Raw genomic sequence first — 21,025 nt, 5'->3', positions numbered from 1 at the left:
TGTCTCTCAAGGTGCCGGCTGAACAATCTGTTTAGCACGTCCACGTGCTTCGTCGCCTTTCGGGGGAAGCATTTCCAGACAAATAGCACTCGACTTGGATCCGTCCGACGAATTGGCTCACCAGGGCTGCCCTATCCGCCATGGGCCGACCCTCGCACCGCCGCACGACCGGCGCTCCCCGGATGTGCCGACTTGAAGGGTTGCGGTGGTTCCGTCGACAGCGCCTCCCGGATGGCGTCCGTGATCGCAGAAACGACAAAGTCCGCCTGCGTTTCCTCAACGAGGAACTTCCCGGCTTCGTGTTCGTCCACGTCCTGCCATAGGACGATGCCGACCCGCGCTCCAGGAGCCAGTCGCTTCAGGCGACGGACAAGGAATTTGGCGTGGCGCATGGATTCTCGATCGAGAACAGTGAGAACGATGGCATGCCGACCTTCTGTCGGCAGCTCCTTGATTTTTTGCGGCCTGAGAGCTTCATGGCTGAAGTAATTGACGTCCGCCCCTTGTACCCGCAGAACCTGCAGGAGCATCATCGCCGTGACATCATCGAGCGCACTTCGCCCTCCTAGGCAAAGCACGGATCGCCCTTCACCAGGAGGGAGTTCATAATCGTTCTCTTTTTCATCGGTGTCGCGGTCGGGATCTTCGCTTTTGTCTTTGTCTTTGTCTTCCTCTTCAACCGCGATCTCCTCGAGGTTGGCAACCAGTGTACCTGCACTTTCGGCAACCCGTGCTCCTTGCTCTTCCGTCAAGGCACCACGCATACGGTCAGTTTCGGCCAGAAGCAGCGCGGGAATGGCAACCGTGTCGTAAAATTCGACGAGGTACATTTCCTCAAGCATCTCCTCTGCATTATCCGTTGCTTCGTCCGGGTCTCCCGCCAGCAACCGTTGGTAAAGGCGCTCTTTCGGATTGAGGACGGGCTCATTGCCCAACAGAATTTCGAGGAATTCGAACTGCCGGACGTGACGGCCAAGCACAACCAGGCAGACGGTGAGCGGGGTCGACAGTACCAGTCCAACCGGGCCCCAGAGCCAGGCCCAGAAGATGGCAGCAACAATGATCGCAAGGGGAGACAGTCCTGTGCGAGACCCATATAGCAAGGGCTCGACAACGTTGTTGCTTAAAAGTTCAAGAGCAATGAAGAGCCCAAGCGTCAGAACCACCAAGCTCCAGCCCGGAGCTGCTGCGAACGCGAGAAACAGGGGCAACGCAGCAGCAATCACCGGGCCGATATAGGGCACGAAGCGCAGCATGATCGCCAGCATCCCCCACAAAAGTGCGTTTGGAATCCCTAAAAACCAAAGGCCAATCGCGAGCGGCACCCCATAGGTGATGTTGACGACAAGTTGCATGAGCAAATACTGGCCCACACGAGCGCCCGCATCTTGGAGTGCCTCGGTCGTTCGATGAAGATCGCCATACCCGACAAGCCGAATGAATCGGTCGCGCAGATCCTCTCGCTCGAACAGCATGAAGATGACGACAACGATGACGAGGCCAGCGGTTGCCAAGGGACCTAGGAGCGGATTGATGACGCTCATCAGGATTTCGATCGGGCGCTGCGGCGAAAATATCTCTACCAGAAGCGGCTTCGGTTCAGGAGCGGTCGCGGGCGACACAGCCACATCTTTTTCAGGTCGGCTGAGCTCGACGCTGATCCGCTCCATCACCCGACTCAGTCGATCGAGTATCTGGCTGTCCGATCCAGCCTCTTTTAGAGAGCGGACCTTCTCGACAATATTTGACTGGTATCTCGGCACATCCCGCGCGACCTCGCTGATTTGCAGCGCCACCATGACGCCAAATGCGCTGAGGAACAGGAAAGCCATCGTCACGGTTCCGATAACCGCGACCGAGCGAGGGCAGCCGGCGCGGCGCAGCCTTGAGACAACGGGTGCAAGAGCAAAAGTCAAAAGGATGGCAATCGCCAAAGGAAGGAAGACATCCCTGGCAATGTAGAGCACCGCCACCGTTGCAGCAATTGCTGCAAGCGTTGGCAGTTTCGAAGTCTCAGCAGCGGCCCGCGACAAGGTCAGCGGATGCAATTCGACGGCCATATTGACCGGTTCTTTCCCACTCTTGCGCGAAAATCTCAGCATCGAACCTCCCGGGACCTTCCAGGCGTACCCCTTCTGGTCTCCAATTGCGAACCCTCCGGCCCGGTGGTTCTCAAGCTACGGGCAGGCGTCATCCATCCATAGGCACTGCCGATCAGCACCAACCAAACTGATAATATTAGAACGGACGCACAAATAAGCCAGACGGCGAGGTCCCGATGCCAAAGGCCAACCTGGCCTGGAACGTTGCAGGACTTGTCGAAACCGGCTCACCCGAGTGGCAATGGTCGGGGTGATGATGCGCGGGTCACGGCGGAATTGTAGCCCCATTTGAGTAAGCGCCTAAGCATTGATCACCAATTTCAGACGTGTTGGTATCCGCTTTCAATCGAGGGAGCGTTATGTTTGACGATGAGATCGAAATCGAGTGCCCCGAGTGCGGCCACGAAAACGGGACACCGGTCGACCGAGTGAGGGACGACGAGCACGTCCCCTGTGAAAGGTGCGGAAGCGCCATCGCGCTGGGCCGACGGAAGCATTTGCTCATCATCGAGCACGTCACTAAGAACATCGCGAAACTCAGGCGCTCGCTCACCAAGTTCAGGCAAAGCTCTCCCGCTGCCCGCCGGAGGCCCCGAGGAAAGTCGTAGATGGGACTGCGTCCCTTCGCGCTTTGAAGGCTCCCGTGATTTCAAACGCGTCGGATGGCCCAGCCGTCTCGCGCGCACTCTTCAACGATGATGGCGCGGAGCCGGGAAGGAAAGTCGCACGCGTTTTAGCGAAAGCTTGAGGATAGCTTGATGCGCTCTACTGCGGATCCAAGGAGGTCCGTTATGGCAAAGCATCCAAGATACGTATCGCCGAAACAGACGGGCTTGTACCCGGATCGAGATCTGGACTGTCAGATGGCAATGGAAGATGTTTTCCAATCGGTCGCCGAATATGGCGAGGCGGCCGGCTGGAGCGAGCGCGAGGTCGCCGACGCGTTGATTGAACTGGCGCACAACCGGTGGTTCATGCTGGATGCCAAGGAGAAGATGTTCGAGGAGGGGGCCGGCGTCATTATTCGCAAGGATAGGACCTCCCCACTCCACTGAGCTACTCGGCCTCCATCTTGGCGACGAGGAGAAAATTAAGCGGGAACGGGGCCGATTTCATCGCGGGCGGTTTCTAGGGCGGGGCCGCTGTATTCCATCCTGCCGGCCCACGCAGACAACGCACTCTCATCGCCCTCAGGCGCCTTTCGGGGCGATTTCTTTTGGCATCAATAAATTAGCAACACGACAAGGAACAAGGTCTGCATCGGTGAGTTGAGACTCCGAGAAGGAGTTTGCTTATGATTTTTATACGACCTGAATTCGATTGCCGGGGCGGCGGAGGGGCTGACGTCTCAGGGCTGATCGCCTCGATCAAATACGCTCTGGCTTCCGAAGCACCCTTCGATACGCAAAATCTCTGCTTCAGAGTGCTCGGAACATCCGTCGTCATCGAGGGTCAGGTCAGCCATAGCAGTGGTGACGATTTTGTCCGCCGTATCGCCGAGGATATTGCCGGGGCTGACCGGGTCCTCGTGCGCGTCGGTTGTCCTCGAAGCAACGGACTTTCGACGATCGGCGAAAGCATACGCAAGGAGAACGGTGATGCCTAACACAGGCGGTAATAACGAGAGCCTCGCGAATAGGCTGACAGCACACGGACGCGAACCGACCGATTTCCCCGACGATAGCCCGCTCGGCAAGGGCGATTTGCGCGAACCGCGCGAGCCAGTGCCGGAATTTGACGAACCCGACGACCAAGACGATCTCGACGAGACCGAGGAAATAGAGCTCGAAAGCATCTTTGATCCGGACAGATACGACCCCGACGACGACTTTCCTCCTCCGGGATAGCAATGGTCTGGTCCAACTTTTCGGAAGAGACGATGGAACCTGTTTCAGGCATCTGCGTTTTCGTTTTGTGGAACCCTGAGCCCCCGATCAGGGTGACGCCTTCACCATCCCTCCGGAAGTGAAGCCCCGATAAGCCAATGGCCTCGTCGCCGCCCGACGGGGCCATTCCTTTTCATGGCCCTTAATTCGGGGGTGCATTTTCGCTCCTGGGGACCACAATGGGGCTCGTCGGAGGCGCACACACTTCCTGAGGTTGCCCAACTTTGCACCATCAAGGGCAAAACGGGAGATTGGTTAGCCTGCCTGTCTCGCGCCTGCGTTACGAAACTTTCATTTTATCATCATGCAGATTGTCACGGACTGTCACACGCAACTGTTAGCAAGCGCCCCGGCTTCATCGTGCCACCGATCCTGGTGTCCGCCATCCTGCAAGGAGCGTTTTGCAAATGAGAGTCTCCGTCACTACCTCCGTATTCCTCGGCCTGATGGCTAGCGTCGCGTTTGGCGCACCAGCCGCAGCCGCCGAAAAGACGAAATTCGAGTTCTGGTACGGCCTTTCGGGCGATCTTGGCGAACGCGTCCAGGATGCCTGCAAGAAGTTCAACGAGAGCCAGTCAGACTTCGAGATCGTCTGCACCTCGCAAAACGGTTACGACACCACCCTGCAAAACACGATTGCCGCCTACCGCGCCAAGAAGCAGCCGGCGATCACCCAGATCTATGATGCCGGCACGCTCGACATGATGCTGTCCGGCGCCTTCGTGCCTGCAAAGAAGCTGATGGCCGACAATGGCTACACCATCGACTGGAACAACTATTTCGGCGGCATCGCCAACTACTACGCAACGGCGAAGGGCGAGCTGAACTCCTTCCCGTTCAACTCCTCGACCGCGATGTTCTACTACAACGTCGACGCCTTCCAGAAGGCCGGCATCGACTTCAAGCCGGACACCTGGGAGCAGGTCGAGGAAGCAGCCCGCAAGCTGAAGACGGCCGGCTTCGAATGCCCGCTCGCGTTCAACTTCGACACTTGGCCGCTGATGGAGCAGTTCTCGGCGATCCACAACCAGCCGATCGCAACCAAGGCGAACGGCTATAACGGACTGGACGCCGAGCTTGTCGTCAACAAGACCAAGTTCGTCGACCACGTGAAGTTCTTCAAGAAGATGGCTGACGAGAAGCTCTTCGTGGTCAAAACCAAGCAGCTAGGCATGGACATCGTCCCAGCCTTCACGTCCCAGACCTGCCAGATGATCCAGACCTCGGTCGCCGACCACGGCACGATCGGCAAGACCCTTCCTGAGAATGTGAAATGGGAAGTCGCCATGTTGCCGGTCTGGAAGGGCACCGAGCGTCAGAACTCGCTGGTCGGCGGCGCATCGCTCTGGGTGCTCGCCGGTCGTCCGGAAGCCGAATACAAGGGTGCAGCCGCCTTCCTCAACTATCTTGCAACTCCGGAAATGGCCGAGTGGTGGTCGACGGTGACGGGCTACATCCCGGTGACCAAGACCGGCTTCGGCGCCATGAAGGCCAATGGCTTCTACGACAAGGCTCCCTATAAGGGCCGCGAACTCGCCATCCAGAGCCTGTCCTTCACCCCGACCTCGGAAAACACCCGCGGTATTCGGCTAGGCGGCTTCACGCAGATCCGCAAGGAGTTCGCAACCGCCCTTGAAGCAATCTTCATGCAGAACGCAGACGTACAGGGCGAACTCGACAAGACGGTGGAACGCGGCAACGCAGTTCTGCGCCGCTTCGAAAAGACCTACGCCGGACAGACGCTGAACTAAAATCTGATCCGCCCGGAGCCTGCCACAATATCGGTGGGCTCCGATCGCTCTTCTTGCGCATTGGAATTTCGACATATGGACAAGCGCGCGGCCTTTCGCAGCTGGTGGCTGCCCAGCCTATTCGCCCTGCCGCAGATCATTTTGATCCTGCTCTTTTTTTATTGGCCCGCTGTCGCCGTTTTGCGATGGGCCTTCACGTTGGAGCCCCCATTCGGCGGTGCTGCCGAGTTCGTCGGCCTTGCCAACTTCCAGGAAGTCTTTGCCGATCCGCTCTATTGGAACTCCGTTGGCGTCAGCCTGGCATTTGCGCTTTGTGGAACGCTTGCCACCATTTTCATCGGTCTTGTTCTTGCCCTTGCTGTCGACCGGCAATTGCCGGGCTCCGCGCCGTTCCGGTTCCTCTACATTCTGCCCTATGCGATTGCGGGACCGGCGGCCGGTATGGCCTTCCGTTTCATCCTGTCGCCCGAGCGCGGACTGATGGCCTCGGTCAACGCGGCCTTTCCGGACTTCTGGAACCCGGCCAAATACGGCAGCCACGCGCTCATCCTCGTCATCGTCGTCTTTGCCTGGAAGTGGGCGGGCTACACCTTCATCTTCCTGCTCGCCGGCCTGCAGTCGGTCCCGCGCTCCCTGATCGAGGCAGCCGCGATGGACGGCTGCGGCCCGATCCGCCGCGCGGTCGATCTCCAGATCCCGTTGCTGGCGCCAACGCTCTTCTTCCTGCTGGTGATCATGATGACCGAGGGTTTCGTCGGCGCCGATACCTATGGCATCGTCGCACGCACGACCGATGGGGGCCCGAACCACGGCACCGACGTGATGGTCTACCGCATCGTCGAGGAGGCGTTCCGAGGCCTGAACTACTCGGGTGCCTCGGCCCAGAGCCTCGTGCTCATCGGCCTCATCATGATTTTCACCTTCATCCAGTTTCGCTTCATCGAGCGCCAGGTCCATTACAAGTGAGGCTTCCATGATCCAGCGGACACCCTTTGCCAACGCGCTGACCTATGGTGTGATGATCTTCGGCTTCCTGCTTTTGATCGGCCCCTTCATCGTCATTTTGTCGGGCGCCAGCCAGACCTTCCAGCAGGTCAACGCCATACCCTTCAGTTTCGTGCCGCAGGATCGCCTCTTCGAGAATATGGGTGCTGCCTGGTCGCGCGCCAGCCTCGGCACGGCGATGCTGAACAGCTTCGTCATGGCGAGCCTGGTCACGGTCGGCAAGGTAGCGCTGTCGGCGCTGACGGCCTTTGCCATCGTGTTCTTCCGAACACCTCTGAAAGGCTTTTTCTTCTGGATGGTGTTCATCACCCTGATGCTGCCGCTCGAAGTGCGCGTGGTGCCCACCTATGCCGTCGCCGCCGACCTGTTCCAGCCGATCCGCTTGCTGATTTCCGCCGTCACCGGCTTCGAGGTCTCCGTCGACTGGAACCTTCTCAATTCCTATGCCGGCCTCACATTGCCGCTGATCGCCACGGCGACTGGGACCTTTCTCTACCGCCAGTTCTATCTGACCCTGCCGGACGAACTGGCGGAGGCTGCGCGCATGGACGGGTCAGGCGCAATCCGCTTCTTCATCGATATGCTGCTGCCGCTGTCGCGCACCAACATGCTCGCGCTGACCACGATCATGTTCGTCTACGGTTGGAACCAGTATCTCTGGCCCCTCCTGATGGTGACGGACCCGCAATACAAGACCACGATGATGTCGCTGGTTGCACTCCTGCCAGCTGACAACGGCACGCCGGACTGGAACGTGACGCTTGCCGGATCGCTGATCATCATGCTGCCACCGCTCATCGTCGTCGCCGTGCTGCAGCGGTGGTTCGTGCGCGGCCTCGTGGCCACGGAAAAATGACCCCGCTTTCCCCAAACAGAAGAAACAGAGAGGTCCGCGCTCATGGCTGACATCGCAATCCGCGCCGTGCGTAAATCCTACGGCAAGAACCCCACCCTGCATGGCATCGACCTCGCCTTTGCGTCGGGAGAATTCGTCGTGATCCTCGGCCCGTCCGGCTGCGGGAAATCGACGCTTCTGCGGATGATCGCCGGGCTGGAGGAGATCACCTCAGGCGAGATCGCGATCAACGGGAAAGTCGTGAACCGGCTCGAACCGCGCGAACGCGGCTGCGCCATGGTCTTCCAGAACTACGCTCTCTATCCGCACATGACCGTTGCGGGAAACATTGGCTACGCCTTGAAGGTGGCGGGCGTCGCAAAGGCGGAGCGCCTGCGCCGGGTTGAGGAGACCGCAAAGATCGTGGGGCTTTCCGATTATCTCGATCGCAAACCGGCGGCGCTTTCCGGCGGTCAGCGGCAGCGCGTCGCAATGGCACGCGCGATCATTCGCGAGCCGAACGTGTTCCTGTTCGACGAACCGCTTTCGAACCTGGACGCCAAGCTCCGCGTCACCATGCGGGCCGAGATCCGCAAACTGCATCAGCGCCTCCAGGCAACGTCCATCTTCGTCACGCATGACCAGGTCGAAGCAATGACGCTGGCCGACAAGCTGGTCGTGATGAACAGGGGTGTGGTCGAACAGGTGGGCCAGCCGCTCGACATCTATCACCGTCCCGCAAGCATCTTCGTCGCATCCTTCATCGGCTCTCCGGCAATGAACCTTTTCGATGCCGTGGTCGACGTCGACAACGCCTGCCTCACATTCGGCGGTACGAAGATGCCGATCGAAAGAGGTCTGGCCACCCGACTGGGCGCAAGGCAGATCACGGTCGGCATCCGCCCCGAACAATGTGTCGTTGCGCCTGAAGGCGTCTCGATCAAGGTGGATTTCATCGAGGAGCTCGGCTCCGGCCGCATCATCCACTCGGAACTGAACGGCTATCCCTTCGCGGCCACAGTTGACGAGCACACGCGCGTGCGGCCGGGCGAGAGGATCACCCTGGAACTGCCGCTCGCGCACCTGCATCTCTTCGACAAGGAGACCGGCCGAAGGATCGAGGTCGATCTGGAGCCGCGTGCCATCCGCAATTCCGCGAGCCAACCGACACTCCAAGCAGTCTGATCACTTTCATAAATCAGGAGAACCGTGATGAACGATATCATTTCCGCCGTAGGATTCTGCAACCGGACGGGCAAGGGTGACCTTTCGACCCTTGATGCTTCCCTGCGTGAGATTGCAGAGACGGGCGCTGACGCCTGCGAGATCGGGATCTATGGCGAAGAGATCGTCAGCGGCGGCCGCATCATCGAAGACCGCGTCCAGCGCGTCGCCAAGATCACGAAGAGGTACACTTTCAACAAGCTATCGCTGCACGGCCAGATCGTCTCCAACTTCATGGATCGCCAGCATCATCATCTGCAGAAGAAGGTCGTAAGAGCGATGCTCGAGTTGTGCGACCGGCTTGGCGCGGGGATCCTCGTCCACCACTCCGGTGCAGCACAGCTTGCCGCCGGCGAGAACGCCGCTGACCTCGACAAGATGGAACGTGACGCGCTCGCAGAAATGGCCGAGATTGCCAAAGGCTACGGCGTTCGCATCGCACTTGAGAACATCTTCACGACGGAAAGCGGCCAGTACCGCCAATCCCCGAGCCAGGTTGCCGAAACGGTGCGGGCGATCGGTTCCGACAACGTGGTTGCACTCATCGACTTCTCGCATGCCTATATCGAGGCCACGCATCGCGGGCTCGATTTCCGTAATGAACTCAGGGCCATGGCCCCGGTGACCGGTCACCTTCATGTTCACGACAGTTTCGGCCTGCCCTATACCATGAACCGCTTCTATCATCCGGCGGAAGCAACCGCGCTCGGCATCGGGGACCTGCATCTGCCGATCGGCTGGGGCGACATTGCTTGGGATGACATCTTCTCAGAGCTGACCTTCCTTCCCGATACGACGCTGATCATGGAAATCAGCGCCGAGCGCTTTGCCGATCAGCAGCTGGCGTGCCTGGAGCAAGCCAGGCGACTGGCGGCGGGCGTGGGGCTTCGGCGCGCTGCTTAACGTGCCACCGACGGCCCTGGCGAACAGCTGAATGGTGCTTCCGGCTTGTCGCAAGAAAGGACACCGGCAGGATCAAGTGTTACCGAGGCGCGCCAATCGACGAGAAGTGCGCCTCAACGTGGCAAACCTGCGCGCAAGCGCATCTGGTCTGCGCCTCTCAGCTGCCGGGCGTCGCCAGAGACCGGCCATATCGATGACGTCGTCTCCTGGCGATGACGTGAGCGGGGACCGAAGCTTTTTCCTTCGGCTTTGTTTGCACAGCCTTTCGCGGTCGACCACCGCTACCACTTTCATACAACGAACAGAACCGGCGATCAGTGTCCCAATCGCCGGTTCGACCGTCTCACCGGTCGCGCGGTGGACAACAGGGGATACTAGCGGGTCTTCCTGTCATCGAGATTCACGCCTTCAAGCCTCGCCATCAGTGTAGCGCGATCCTCGACTGACTTGAGGCGGACGGTCAAGGCGGTACTCTTGACCGGGACCTGCGGAGGCAGGGACAAGGCGATACCTGGGATGTTCTCGGCGGCCCACTGTTTGAATCGGGGCAGCTTGTTTGCGCCGCTGATCGGCAAAGTATGACAGTATCTGAAGCTCATTGCTTATTCTCTCTGTATGCGAATTTGGCCGGACAGGTCGGCATTTGAGGGATCAACCCCGGGAGGCTCCTGGCGCCGCTCTTGCCGTCGCAGGTAGTGGCGCCAGGCATTCATCGTGCGCGACTGACCCTATGGCTGCAGACGGACTTTAACTGGCCGCCGATACTTTTCGCGGTGCGGGAACGTCGACACTTGTCTAGCGCCTCAACATGAGGATCTCGTCGAGCGCCGATTTTTTCCCGGTGGCGCCGGTCGGTGGCTCCAAACATTCAGACGCGGCATCCAGGGTGCGCACGAACTCCGAAAGTTCGCGGTCATCAAGCTTGTCCGCCGCCGCGGCGAGCGAAAACCAACGCCGCTGCCTTTGTGCTTTTTCCCGCCAATCAACCAGTGTCCCGCGCACGTTCAGCCCAAACACAGCCACGCGGCAGCCAACGTTTGCACCGTTATCCAGGCGTTTCATGTAGCGATAGGTCGTCACCGGCGCCTTAGAGAGGACGCCAATGACACCGCCCTCCTCCAATGCTTCCCGCGACGCGGTCTGGCGGGGCGAAAAACCCTTCATTGGCCATCCCTTGGGCACGATCCACCGCCCGCTGCTCCGCGACGTAACGAGCAAAATCCTTGCCTCGCCATTCTTGGCGATGCGCCAGGGAAGAGCTCCGACCTGCTGCATCTCCTCCGGGGCAGCCTCCTCAGCGGCGCAACAGTTCTTATTGGTGTCCTTCATTTTCCGCTCCCCCTGCCAAACGCGCAGAGAACTGGCGGATGCGCGCTCCGTTCGCGCACGGCGCACGAGTTGCGGCGGGCGGCAGCGCAGTGCGTCTTGCACCACGGGCAACGGCGAGCAGAAAGGGGAAGATGCCGGTTGCAAGCGATGCAAACGGGGCGGGCTGGAGACGCGGGCATGGATACACTCCGTCAATAATGAACCGCACTGTTGGTCAGTGGATTCCCGGAGCGGCGGGGGCTATGGCGGCGTTACAGGATCAGGGTAGCCGGCTCCGGGTAAGGGAGCGTGCTTGCTCGATGAGCCGCGATATCCTGATGAAAGTTTCCGTATGCATACCCCTCACATCGCCCTTTCGTGCGAGCACATCAATGGGCAATTTTGTCGCGCCATGCCCAACGCAAGAGCGCCATAGAAATCGCGCGTTCAGGTAAGCGGCGCTAAAGGCTCAGTTTCGCACAACTGGTTTTCAGAACACGGCTCAATCTTTTGACGAAGACGGACATGAGCCCCTTGCCCCAAGATCGCTCGGGCGCCGCTCACCCGGCCCAACTCCCGCACCACAGGCTAATCTTCGGCGACCGCTGAATGAATGGATCAGCGGTAGCACAAGCCAGTGCCTTCGGGGTTGGCAAAGGAGCGGTGCAACGCTGCTTGACGGAAACCGACCTGCTAAAGTCCTAATTATGGCGTCGCCTGTGAGGCATCCGACGTTCGCCAGAAGGGGCGCTTGATTTCGACCAGCTGGCGTCGTGGATCGCCGGCTTTGGCTCTGTCGCGAATGAGCGCAATCAAGTCTGTCTTGATGGTGGCGTCGGACAAGAAGTAGCTGTGCCCGATGAAGCCGCCGCCGCCCGAAAACTCGACGAAATCGACCAGCCCGCCCATATGCGACCCTTCCCATTTCGACGCCGCCTTATTCCTGCCCCTGGGAAGATTGCCGACGGCAAGCTGTCCAAGCCGCAAGACGCTGCCAGAGATTATCGTTGACGCTTTCAACGCCTCGTCCCTGGGAGACGAATAGACCGTAAGGTGCAGGGAGCCTTGAGAGGGCAAGGTGCTTGGTGTCGATTTGCTCCCGAAGGCAAGATCCGGGTCCGAGACCCAGGCGAACAATTTGGACGACGCTACATCGAGATCGATATCGGGAGCGAAAAACACAGCGTTCGCGATCTTGTAACGCTGCCAAAGCGAGGATCGACTGACATAGGCTTCGATGGCAAGCTGCTGCATGACGCTTGCGAGCACATCGGTTCCACGGCTATGCGCCAGCAGGTGCAGCCTCTCTACACCCTTCGTTTCGGCAATGGCGCGAACGGCCTTCTTGAAGTCCGCAACCGCAAACTCGCTCGACTCGCGGTCAATGTTGTAGCCAAAGAACGAGCCGCCAGTGCCTCCGGCGGGCCAAGTCAGGATAATGCAGACAAACTGGTTTTGCAGCGATCGGCAAATCTCGTCCGTGGCGAGTGCGGCATCGTCGAAGCTGTTGTTGTACCCGTGAACGAAGACGACGACTTCCTTGCGTCCGGCTGTCGCGAGACGCCGGGCAATTTCAGCCTGCAGCGATGCGACAGCCTGTTCATGTGCCGCAACGGCCTCAGGCGTGCGGCGTAGCCCGCTCGCCGTCGTTACGACGCCGTAAGGCGTTGCCGGAAACCGGCCAGTCTCGGAAACGGCGTCGACACGAAATTCGCTCTTGCCGGCGGAAGAGTTGCCTTTTGGGAGGATCGATACCGAACCGAAGCTCAAGAATATGGCACGCTTGGCACCGTACGACAGCCTGTTGCCGGACGCGACTGTCGGCTCCCGGTTCGTGATGTAGAGGAGATCGGGAGCCCCTAAAGCTTGTGGCGTTCGAGCAGCCTGCGAGCTTTGTGGCGCCGGTGACGTGGTGATGGGCTGCGGTGAGAGCTCGGCACGCTGCGTGGCACAGCCGACAAGGCAGACAAGCATGAGGAGCCCTGCCATTGCCCGACAAAAACCCATCTAGAGACCGGCCTTGTCCAACCCGTAGACCTTGTCGGCGGAACCAGGAACGGTGCGGGCAGCGACACTGATGCGGTTCCAGGCATTGATCGCCATGATCCGGAACGTGAGATCGGAAATCTCCTGCTCGGATAGTTCACCCCGCACGCTGTCGTAGATTGCATCGGGAACACCGCCGTCTGCGAGCTTCGTCAACGCTTCCGTCCAGGCAAGTGCGGCCCGCTCACGTGGCGAGAACAAGGTGGACTCACGCCAGGCTGAGATATGGAAGAGGCGCAACGGCCGCTCGCCGTGGATAATCGCTTCCTTGACGTGCATATCGATGCAGAACGCGCACCCGTTCATCTGGGACGCCCGCATGTCGACGAGGATCAGTATGCTCTCCTCAATCGCGCCATTCTTGATCTCGTTGCCGAGCACCATCATGGCTTTGACCATGCCGGGGGAAAGCTTGGAGTAGTTGAACCGCTGGGTCATCGATGTTCCATCCTCCGCCTGGCACTCTTGACCGACATGGTCGCCTGTTATCGTGCCGGAAACGCATCGAGTGCGGCAGCTATACATCCGTTTATGCGCCGCTCGACCACGGGCCGCCGGCCAACGGTGGGTCAGATTGAAAACGAAGGCCTTCGGGATATAATGCGGCCATTCTTTCACCAAGGCTGCCGGTCCACCGCCGAGCTTCGGCGTCAGTCATTTTGTTGACCGTCGTCTTCTGCGGAGCGACAGATGTCGAACGACGATGGACTGAGGAAAGATGCCCACTTTCGCGAGCATACTCGCGATATCGCCGAGCTCGCGCTTGATCTTCTCGACAACACACCCGGCCACATGTGGTCGATGGATACTACCGGCCGGTTCATCTATCGCAACCGGAGCATGGACGCCTACTTCGGCAGCAGCCTGAAAGACCACAGCGCATGGCTTGAACGCATTCACAAAGACGATCAACGTTTTGTGGCGACGACCTGGCGGCGGAGCGTGGAAACGGGCGAGCCGCTTGACAGCGCTCACCGTCTGCGTGGCGCGGACGGTGAGTTTCGCTGGTTTCGCGCATCGGGGAGACCTTCAAGGGACGCACAGGGCCGCGTCGCCGTCTGGCATGGGCAAACCATCGACATCGAACACCAGAAGAAGGCTGAGGAGAGCCTGCGGGCCCGTTCCGTCGAACTATCCCTGCTGGTCGATATGGTTCCAAGCAATCTATGGCGCCTGACACCCGACGGCACAACGACGCTCGTTAACAGGCGCATGGCCGACTATCTGGGTCTTGACCTGTCAAACGTCAGTGACATTGCATCCGTCATGGACACGATATTCCATCCGGACGACGCCGACGCCGTTTATGCCGAGCTAACCCGCTGCCTTGCGACCGGGGAGCGATTTTCGATGCGATATCGATTGCTTCGAGCGGACGGCGCCTATCGCTGGATGTCTGGCCGCGCGGAGCCCCTGCGCGACCAGGACGGCAACATCGTCCAGTGGTTCGGCCTTTGCCACGACATAGAGGATCAAGTGCAAACAACGGCTGCCTTGCGCCGTTCGGCTGAAAAGCTTGCGCGCGCGACCCAGGCGGCCAATCTTTCGCAGCTTTCCGCCTCGATTGCGCACGAAGTCAACCAGCCGCTGGCGGCGATCGCCGCGGACGCTGACGCGTGCCTGCGCTGGCTTTCGGCCGATCCTCCGAACGTTAATCGAGGCAAGCGTGCGGCAGAGCGAATTACCCTGGACGTCGCGGCGACCGTCGAGGTCATCAGCCGCATGCGCGCCCTTTTCAAACATCAGCCGCAGGAACGGGCGATCGAGGATGTAAACCGGCTTGTCCATGAGGTTCTTGATCTGATGTCAGATGAAATCGCGGCAACAACGACGCGCATCGACCTGGCCCTGGACCTGCATCTTCCCAGAGTTTCGCTCGATAGGGTCCAGGTCCAGCAGGTCCTGGTAAACTTGATCCGCAACGGCATGCAGGCCATGGACACGACGAACCCACTGCGTTCGCTGAAGATCATGTCCAGCCACGATCACCCCGACACCGTCAGGATCTCGGTTGAGGACACCGGAAGCGGTTTCAAGGATCCAGAGCGCGTGTTCGAACCGCTTTTTTTACGACGAAAAGCAACGGCATGGGAATGGGTTTGCCGATCTGCCGATCGATCGTTGAAGCCCACGGCGGCCGCCTGTGGGTCGCCAACAACGAGGCGTTAGGCGCAACGGTGGCATTCACTTTGCCTGTCGCCTCGACCGACTAGGGGTGTCCGCCTAAGTCGCCGAATTTCGGAGCCGGTCGGCCAAGCGGTCTCCGTAAAAAGCGCGTGCGACGATGGAAACGGCAAGGGCCCAGGCGACGATGGTCATGGTGACGCATACGGTTGCAAGGCTTGCGTATCCCGAAGCTGCTATCACTGCGCCGGTAAAGACTGGCCCGGCAGCAAATCCGAGCAGGTAAGCCGACCCCGCTGCTGCCGCCCAGCGCCCGCTCTGGTCCAGTGCTGCGGCCAGGCCAAACAGATACGGAAGTGAAAAGTAGTAAAGGACCGCAGACAGGATGACGGCGACACTGTAGGCCACCGGGTTCGTCCAGAGGCAAAGGACGAGTGCCACCACGACGTAGCCAAGGCAGAATGCGGAGATCGGGACCGCCCTGCCCCAGCGAACATTCAGTGCCGTGGCCGCGCCGGCGCCGGCAAGCCCGACGACCGTCGACAAGGTGAGAATGTACCCTACCGCGGCCGTGTCCAGACCGATGCGCTCGCCCATCGGTCCGCTGAAGGCAAATAGACCGGCGGAGACCGCGACGTAAAGAACAATGGCAGCAAACAGTAGGCTTCCAAGCAGAGGCACAGAAGGTGGCGTCCGGGTGGCGGTCTGCTTCAGAGCTCGAAGATCCGGTATGAGAAGAAGAAACGGAGATAGGGCCAGCGTCAAACCCGCCAACAGCGCAAAAATCCCTCTGTGGCCATAGGCTGCGGTCACCTCGCCGCCTATGCCGAACAGCACCACGCTGCCGATTGCCCAGACGAGCTGGAACAAACCAAAAGTTTTTACCGGATTGCAGCAATGAGACGCGACAAGGCTGAGCGACATGGCATAGAGCGCTCCCTCGCCGATGCCTGCAACGCCGCGCAACAAGACCAGCGACGTCCAACCATCTGATACGATAGAGGCGGCTTGAGCCGCCACGGTCAATACCAGCGCAGACATCCCGGCACGTCGGTAGGATAGCCGCGGTAGCACTGGCGCAATGAGGATCGCCGATACGGCCAAGGCAAGCAATTCGACCGAGGCTACGATACCGGCGTCACGTTCCGACAGTGCAAGTCCATCAATCAACCCCGCGACCACGAAGGGCGACATCTGCGGAACGAGGCCACCAATCACCTGACAGGCCGTTGCGCCGATCACAAGTGAAAGCGGATCGCCAGACGCGACAGAGGCTGCTGAAGGATTGGCCATGGCCCGGTTTCCCGACCGATTCCTGTTCGTTGAAAATCACCTTTGCATTTCACAACATGGGCGCCGGCGATTTGGCGACGCCGGTCCCGTATGTCGCACATCAAGTTTGCACGAGCCGTCATTTGCGAGCTTCGGAACGGTCGCCGGCTGCCATTTCTATCATGATCGATGAAGGTGTGGACCGTAAACTTGGCTTATCTCTTCCCTTCAAGCACAAATCCTCGACAGGACGTCAGCCCTGCGATGGGCGGAACATCCGATCGTGCGTGGTCGCACTAGAGACAAGCGCGTCGGGGACGGTGGGCGTTTTGTCGCCGCATCGCCCCCTCCGCAAAGACCTCAAGCGGCGGCCTGAGGATGTTTGGCATTCCAAGTCCTGAAGTCGAGCTTACCCAGCTTGGCGGATCCAAGAGGAACCAGTGCCTGATCATCAACGCGCGTGCCGAAGTACTTGGCGTCCGGGTCGGCAACAACCTTGCGGCTATCGCCGACGGCTGCCAGATACTCGGAAATGAAATCGCTCATGGGCTTCTTTTCAGGGCCAGCGATTTCGATCGTCTGGTTCTCGGGTTTGCCGATCGTCGCTTCTGCAACGAAAGCTGCGACGTCGTCTGCAGCGATTGGCTGGAACGCGCCGGATGACACACGGACAGTCCTGTCGACCGTTGCCTCGTCGGCTATGCCGCCGAGGAACTCCAGGAACTGCGTCGACCTTACAATGGTGTATGGGACGCCGCCCTTTTTGATCAGGCTCTCCTGCGCGACCTTTGCGCGGAAATAGCCGTTATCGGGCGACCGTTCGATGCCGACGATGGAGAGGGCGACGTGGTGGCTGACACCGGCTGCACGCTCCGCCGCGAGCAGGTTCGAGGTCGATCGTTCGAAGAACGAAAGTACGGCACTCGGTTCGAAGGATGGCGAGTTGCTGACGTCGAGCACCACCTCGGCACCGACCAGCACATCGGCCAACCCTTCGCCCGTCAGCGTATCAACGCCGGTGGACGGCGCCGATTGCACAACGTCATGGCCCTTACTTCTGAGGCGCTCTGCGACCTTAGAGCCGATGCGGCCCGTGCCGCCGATAATAACGATTTTCATGGTTCTGCTCCTTGCAGGCTCGTCGATGGATCACCGCATCCCATTATGAAGAAGGGCTTCACTTTGCGGGCAACACCATCTCAGTTTCGGTGGTATCGAGTACGAAAACGGCCAAGATCTTTGCCGGCTCCCTGTCGCTTGCGTTCGCGCTCACGCGGTGGTGATCACCCGGGACTTCGATCCAGTTCTCGCCGGTCTTGTAGACTTTCACTGCACCGTCGTTGATCTGGCTCTTGATGCTGCCTTCGATCACCGTCGCATAGATAAAAGCGCTCTTGGGGTGGGTGTGGGACGGGTTGTGCCCGCCGGGGCCGTATTCGACCAGAACGCCGCGCATGCTCTTGCCCGGCACATTCGGAAGCGCGTGGTCGAACACCACTGTGACCTTGGCATTGTAGGGCTCGTCGGAGGCCGCTACCGGTCCGGTGATCAGCGTCGCAAACAGCAAGCCAATCGCTAATCTTCGCATGGATTTCTCCTCCATTCACGTTGTTGGCAACGGGTGGGATCCTATGGCCGGCCTCCGGGGAGAAACAGATATACGTAGGTTTGCCGCAGCGGCGATCTTGTCCCGGCAGATGTCGTGGCCGCGTCCGAACCACCGCGCAACCGCTTCAGCTCTTCGCGCTTTCACGCTGGCTTCGAAAAATGGATCGGATGGCATGAAGCAGGTCCAGCTTGCGTCGCTCGCGCTGGTTTGCAGGCAATTCCGAACTTGCTCCGATCGCCTCGCGTTGCGCCAGGTGAATTGCCAGATCCTCCGCAATTTCCGGACGCTTCGACAAAAGCGGCGCGAACGCTGCCTGATCGACTTCATAGACGGTAAGGCGGGTGACGGCATGGAGGTCGTGCTTCTCCTTCATTCCGGCCAGCAGGCCGTCTTCGCCGAAAAAATCGCCGGGGGCCAGGCGCGCGATTTCCACCCCGCCGCTCTTCATCGCCACTACGCCGTTTTTGATCATCATCAGGCTTTCGAGCGACCTCCCTTCTCTGACAATCTCCGCGCCGGCGGCAAAGCTGCGCGGCGTCGCCGCGGCCGCAAGCGTATCGCGTTCTTCCTGGCTGAGATTGGAGAAAATCGGGATCGCGTCGATCAGGTCCTGCGCCGGTGCGACGGCGTGCTGCGGGTCGGACCTGCCAGGGTTCTTTATGAGCAGGCTCCCGGCAGGCAAAGCAAGTTGCACGCCGTTCGCCCTGCAATGCCGATAGACGAGGTCGATGACTTCGTTGCGCGCCGGGCCGCGCTGCGCCGGACTGGTGACCCTAAACTGGAGTTCGACGGTGATCGCGCTGGCATCAATCCCCACCAGTCCGACAATGGGAGCGGGCTGCTTCACGATCGCATTGCAACTTTCGAGAACAGCTTGCATGACGTCGACGATCATGTGCGGCATGCGCGTCGGAGCCACGCGAACCGAGACAATGATCTGATGGTTCTCGTCCGGCTGGCTGATGTTGGTCAGCCCCACCTTTGCCAGAACACTGTTCGGCAGGACCACGAGATTGTGCGCTGCGGTCAGTAGATGCGTCGAACGCCAGTTGCTTGAGACCACCCGCCCTTCCGTTCCGTCACTGAGGCAGATCCAGTCACCAAGGACATAAGGTCGCCCGAGGGTCAGGGCTATGCCCGAGAACACATCACCCAACGTGCTCTGCAATGCGAGACCGAGAATGATCGCAATGACGCCCGAAGTCGCCAGCAAGCCCCCGATCGGCACGCCGAAGACGAATGCCAGGATCGACAGCAGCACGCCGAGGTAGACGACGGCAACGACCAGATCCTGGATCAATCGTGCTTCTCGCGGTCGGCCATCGAGGACAAGATAAAGCCGGACGAACCCGATCACCGCCCAGGACAGATGAACCCACCAGAGGGTCTTTGCCGCCACGAGCAGTGTCTGCGCACCGTCGAGATCGGTCCGGTCGTAGCGAAACGGATTGAGGTCGCTGTGGGCGAGCGCCGCCGTCATCGACGCGAAGAAGGCGATCTGCACGATCAGCCGCGCCGTGGGGCGCGCCCTGCCCTGCAGATGCCAGACGACAATTCCGGCAATGCCCAGAACACAAACGAGGGCGCGGAAAAATTGCATTTTCTGGTCCATTTCCACTCCCCTGGTGAGCCCTACGCGCCCTTCAACCGAGTAGCGAAGAGGCGTATGGAGGAAAGCGCCGCCGTTCTACGGACAAAGACAGGATTGCTGCTGACGATGCCGGCTGGACGACAGCTCTCCCTCCGCTACAGCCGGCGGGCGGCAACTTCGTCTGACAAGGACAAGCGCGAGCCTGACGCCCTTGTTGCCATGCAACGCAAAACCATCGGCCATTCTCTGCTCTGGGCCGGAGAGCAAGACGGACCGATGGTTCCTGCGAGGCTGGCGCTTAGTTGGAAACGTCAGTAGTCCCAGAACACCGGAACCCACCGGAAGCGATCGCCATCGATCGCCACATGCCCAACGGACGGGAAAGGCAGGTGCGTGGCCACCAGCGACGATCCTGTCTCGGCCAGTTCCTTCATGAGACGCACCCGAACGCGAGCCGCCTCCTCGGGGTCGTGTTCAAAGCCGTTGTACCAGTCGGGGTGGTCGAAGGCGACCGCGAACAGGGCGTCGCCGGCAAACATCAGCCTGTCGCCTCCCGAGGCCACGCGGACCACGCAGTGCCCGGGCGTATGGCCGCCGGTGCGCTCAGCAACCACGCCCGGCGCGACCTCGCACTCGTCCTTAAACGGTCGAAGATGATTGCGGTACTCGTTCGCAAAGCGCTTGGCAGTTGCCCTCAACGCATCCGGGAAGCCCTGCGGCATGACCGCATGGGAGAAATCAGGCGCCTCCCAGAATTTGATCTCGGCGGCGGCGACATGGATCCGCAAGTCCGGACGCAATTGCTCCTTCACGCCATCAACGAGCAATCCGCCGATATGGTCCATGTGCATGTGCGTGAGAACCACATCGGTCACGGACCCAAGATCGATGCCTGCAGCCGTCAGCCGCCTGATCAATTGGCCTGCTCGCGGCAGGTTCAGGTCCGGATCCAGGCCAAGCCCGGCGTCGATGAGAATGGTCTGTGCGCCGCTTCGCACCACGACCACGTTCAGCGACCAGTCGAAGGCATCGGTTGGCAGGAACATGCCGTCGAGCCAGGCTGCCCGATCGGCGGCGTCTGCATTATGTCCCAACATCGTGGTTGGCAATGGCAGCACGCCATCACTGACCACCAGCACCTCAATGTCACCGACCCGCACGGCATAGCGCGATGGGACCAGCTCTTCCGGAGCCGATCTGCCGGGCGGGGCAGGCTCCAAGGTCGTGTTCGTAAGAGATCTTGCTTCTAGCGGCGACATGACGCCCTCCTGTTTGCCTGATCGAAGAATGCTTTTTCACAGTTCACGGCCTGGACTCTAGGTTCGAGCGATATCGAGGGTCGAGCTATACCTCGGTTTAGGTCGGCCCG

Annotated in this window: 18 protein-coding genes and 1 pseudogene; 10 read left to right on the top strand and 9 right to left on the bottom strand. The window is 60.0% G+C overall.

Translation table 11 applies throughout. The features are described from left to right. Positions 1-131: 131 nt before the first annotated feature. A complete protein-coding gene (locus FA04_RS29930) occupies positions 132-2,102 on the bottom strand; it encodes an AI-2E family transporter (protein WP_034791850.1) in 1,971 nt (656 codons plus the stop codon). Positions 2,103-2,965: 863 nt separating this feature from the next. Here FA04_RS29930 and FA04_RS29920 point away from each other — a divergent pair. The 8 genes from FA04_RS29920 (at position 2,966) to FA04_RS29885 (ending at position 9,706) form a co-directional block, all read left to right on the top strand. After that, positions 2,966-3,157 (top strand): hypothetical protein, encoded by a 192-nt coding sequence (locus FA04_RS29920; RefSeq protein ID WP_143106271.1) that lies wholly within the window; start codon positions 2,966-2,968, stop codon positions 3,155-3,157. A gap of 239 nt (positions 3,158-3,396) precedes the next feature. Then, entirely contained in the window at positions 3,397-3,708 is a 312-nt protein-coding gene (locus tag FA04_RS29915; RefSeq protein WP_051659234.1) for a hypothetical protein, read from the top strand. Then, the gene (locus tag FA04_RS29910) at positions 3,701-3,949 is read left to right on the top strand and encodes a hypothetical protein (RefSeq protein WP_034791832.1); all 249 of its coding nucleotides are present in this window, start codon (positions 3,701-3,703) and stop codon (positions 3,947-3,949) included. Before FA04_RS29915 ends, FA04_RS29910 begins: the two co-directional genes overlap by 8 nt. A gap of 446 nt (positions 3,950-4,395) precedes the next feature. Continuing rightward, positions 4,396-5,739 carry an extracellular solute-binding protein gene (locus FA04_RS29905; RefSeq protein ID WP_034791830.1) on the top strand — a complete coding sequence of 448 codons (1,344 nt, stop codon included), beginning with the start codon at positions 4,396-4,398 and terminating at the stop codon, positions 5,737-5,739. 75 nt (positions 5,740-5,814) lie between these two features. Further along, positions 5,815-6,705 carry a carbohydrate ABC transporter permease gene (locus FA04_RS29900; protein ID WP_034791828.1) on the top strand — a complete coding sequence of 297 codons (891 nt, stop codon included), beginning with the start codon at positions 5,815-5,817 and terminating at the stop codon, positions 6,703-6,705. Between the two features lie 7 nt (positions 6,706-6,712). Further along, positions 6,713-7,600 carry an ABC transporter permease subunit gene (locus FA04_RS29895; RefSeq protein ID WP_034791826.1) on the top strand — a complete coding sequence of 296 codons (888 nt, stop codon included), beginning with the start codon at positions 6,713-6,715 and terminating at the stop codon, positions 7,598-7,600. A gap of 42 nt (positions 7,601-7,642) precedes the next feature. Then, complete coding sequence (locus FA04_RS29890; protein ID WP_051659233.1) at positions 7,643-8,764, top strand: sn-glycerol-3-phosphate import ATP-binding protein UgpC; 1,122 nt, start codon at positions 7,643-7,645, stop codon at positions 8,762-8,764. 27 nt (positions 8,765-8,791) lie between these two features. After that, positions 8,792-9,706, top strand: a complete 915-nt coding sequence (locus FA04_RS29885) for a sugar phosphate isomerase/epimerase family protein (RefSeq protein WP_034791824.1) — start codon at positions 8,792-8,794, stop codon at positions 9,704-9,706. Between the two features lie 795 nt (positions 9,707-10,501). Here the strand turns inward: FA04_RS29885 and FA04_RS29875 are convergent. From FA04_RS29875 to FA04_RS29865, 3 genes are all read right to left on the bottom strand, one after another. Beyond that, positions 10,502-11,035, bottom strand: a complete 534-nt coding sequence (locus FA04_RS29875; protein WP_051659232.1) for an NUDIX hydrolase — start codon at positions 11,033-11,035, stop codon at positions 10,502-10,504. A gap of 684 nt (positions 11,036-11,719) precedes the next feature. After that, a complete protein-coding gene (locus FA04_RS29870) occupies positions 11,720-13,021 on the bottom strand; it encodes an alpha/beta hydrolase (protein WP_034791820.1) in 1,302 nt (433 codons plus the stop codon). Next, positions 13,022-13,498 carry a carboxymuconolactone decarboxylase family protein gene (locus FA04_RS29865; protein WP_034791818.1) on the bottom strand — a complete coding sequence of 159 codons (477 nt, stop codon included), beginning with the start codon at positions 13,496-13,498 and terminating at the stop codon, positions 13,022-13,024. Between the two features lie 252 nt (positions 13,499-13,750). Here FA04_RS29865 and FA04_RS36140 point away from each other — a divergent pair. Together FA04_RS36140 and FA04_RS36135 are read left to right on the top strand one after the other, a co-directional pair. Continuing rightward, positions 13,751-14,497 (top strand): annotated as a pseudogene (locus tag FA04_RS36140) (PAS domain-containing protein); the annotation flags it as partial. A gap of 650 nt (positions 14,498-15,147) precedes the next feature. Then, a complete protein-coding gene (locus FA04_RS36135) occupies positions 15,148-15,273 on the top strand; it encodes an ATP-binding protein (protein WP_335669433.1) in 126 nt (41 codons plus the stop codon). Positions 15,274-15,283: 10 nt separating this feature from the next. Here FA04_RS36135 and FA04_RS29855 read toward each other — a convergent pair whose 3' ends face one another. The 5 genes from FA04_RS29855 to FA04_RS29830 all read right to left on the bottom strand — a co-directional run bounded on the left by FA04_RS29855 (position 15,284) and on the right by FA04_RS29830 (position 20,915). Then, positions 15,284-16,477: an MFS transporter gene (locus tag FA04_RS29855; RefSeq protein ID WP_051659231.1), complete on the bottom strand. Its 1,194-nt coding sequence runs from the start codon at positions 16,475-16,477 to the stop codon at positions 15,284-15,286. Positions 16,478-16,816: 339 nt separating this feature from the next. Continuing rightward, on the bottom strand, positions 16,817-17,575 hold the full coding sequence (locus FA04_RS29850) for an SDR family oxidoreductase (RefSeq protein ID WP_034791816.1): 759 nt from the start codon (positions 17,573-17,575) through the stop codon (positions 16,817-16,819). A gap of 58 nt (positions 17,576-17,633) precedes the next feature. Next, complete coding sequence (locus FA04_RS29845) at positions 17,634-18,044, bottom strand: cupin domain-containing protein (protein ID WP_034791814.1); 411 nt, start codon at positions 18,042-18,044, stop codon at positions 17,634-17,636. Between the two features lie 145 nt (positions 18,045-18,189). Beyond that, positions 18,190-19,677, bottom strand: a complete 1,488-nt coding sequence (locus FA04_RS29840; RefSeq protein WP_034791812.1) for a mechanosensitive ion channel family protein — start codon at positions 19,675-19,677, stop codon at positions 18,190-18,192. 290 nt (positions 19,678-19,967) lie between these two features. Then, on the bottom strand, positions 19,968-20,915 hold the full coding sequence (locus FA04_RS29830; protein WP_034791808.1) for an MBL fold metallo-hydrolase: 948 nt from the start codon (positions 20,913-20,915) through the stop codon (positions 19,968-19,970). Between the last annotated feature and the right edge of the window lie 110 nt (positions 20,916-21,025).

Origin of the sequence: Ensifer adhaerens, from assembly GCF_000697965.2 — a bacterium.
Classification (GTDB): Bacteria; Pseudomonadota; Alphaproteobacteria; order Rhizobiales; family Rhizobiaceae; genus Ensifer; species Ensifer adhaerens.
Note: the sequence above shows the minus strand (reverse complement) of the source record. Positions and strands in the feature narration are given on the sequence as shown.

Coding starts and splice junctions, on each gene's coding strand:
- FA04_RS29930 (WP_034791850.1), bottom strand. CDS start 2,102: ATGCTGAGATTTTCGCGCAAGAGTGGGAAAGAACCGGTCAATATGGCC.
- FA04_RS29920 (WP_143106271.1), top strand. CDS start 2,966: ATGGCAATGGAAGATGTTTTCCAATCGGTCGCCGAATATGGCGAGGCG.
- FA04_RS29915 (WP_051659234.1), top strand. CDS start 3,397: ATGATTTTTATACGACCTGAATTCGATTGCCGGGGCGGCGGAGGGGCT.
- FA04_RS29910 (WP_034791832.1), top strand. CDS start 3,701: ATGCCTAACACAGGCGGTAATAACGAGAGCCTCGCGAATAGGCTGACA.
- FA04_RS29905 (WP_034791830.1), top strand. CDS start 4,396: ATGAGAGTCTCCGTCACTACCTCCGTATTCCTCGGCCTGATGGCTAGC.
- FA04_RS29900 (WP_034791828.1), top strand. CDS start 5,815: ATGGACAAGCGCGCGGCCTTTCGCAGCTGGTGGCTGCCCAGCCTATTC.
- FA04_RS29895 (WP_034791826.1), top strand. CDS start 6,713: ATGATCCAGCGGACACCCTTTGCCAACGCGCTGACCTATGGTGTGATG.
- FA04_RS29890 (WP_051659233.1), top strand. CDS start 7,643: ATGGCTGACATCGCAATCCGCGCCGTGCGTAAATCCTACGGCAAGAAC.
- FA04_RS29885 (WP_034791824.1), top strand. CDS start 8,792: ATGAACGATATCATTTCCGCCGTAGGATTCTGCAACCGGACGGGCAAG.
- FA04_RS29875 (WP_051659232.1), bottom strand. CDS start 11,035: ATGAAGGACACCAATAAGAACTGTTGCGCCGCTGAGGAGGCTGCCCCG.
- FA04_RS29870 (WP_034791820.1), bottom strand. CDS start 13,021: ATGGGTTTTTGTCGGGCAATGGCAGGGCTCCTCATGCTTGTCTGCCTT.
- FA04_RS29865 (WP_034791818.1), bottom strand. CDS start 13,498: ATGACCCAGCGGTTCAACTACTCCAAGCTTTCCCCCGGCATGGTCAAA.
- FA04_RS36135 (WP_335669433.1), top strand. CDS start 15,148: ATGGGAATGGGTTTGCCGATCTGCCGATCGATCGTTGAAGCCCACGGC.
- FA04_RS29855 (WP_051659231.1), bottom strand. CDS start 16,477: ATGGCCAATCCTTCAGCAGCCTCTGTCGCGTCTGGCGATCCGCTTTCA.
- FA04_RS29850 (WP_034791816.1), bottom strand. CDS start 17,575: ATGAAAATCGTTATTATCGGCGGCACGGGCCGCATCGGCTCTAAGGTC.
- FA04_RS29845 (WP_034791814.1), bottom strand. CDS start 18,044: ATGCGAAGATTAGCGATTGGCTTGCTGTTTGCGACGCTGATCACCGGA.
- FA04_RS29840 (WP_034791812.1), bottom strand. CDS start 19,677: ATGGACCAGAAAATGCAATTTTTCCGCGCCCTCGTTTGTGTTCTGGGC.
- FA04_RS29830 (WP_034791808.1), bottom strand. CDS start 20,915: ATGTCGCCGCTAGAAGCAAGATCTCTTACGAACACGACCTTGGAGCCT.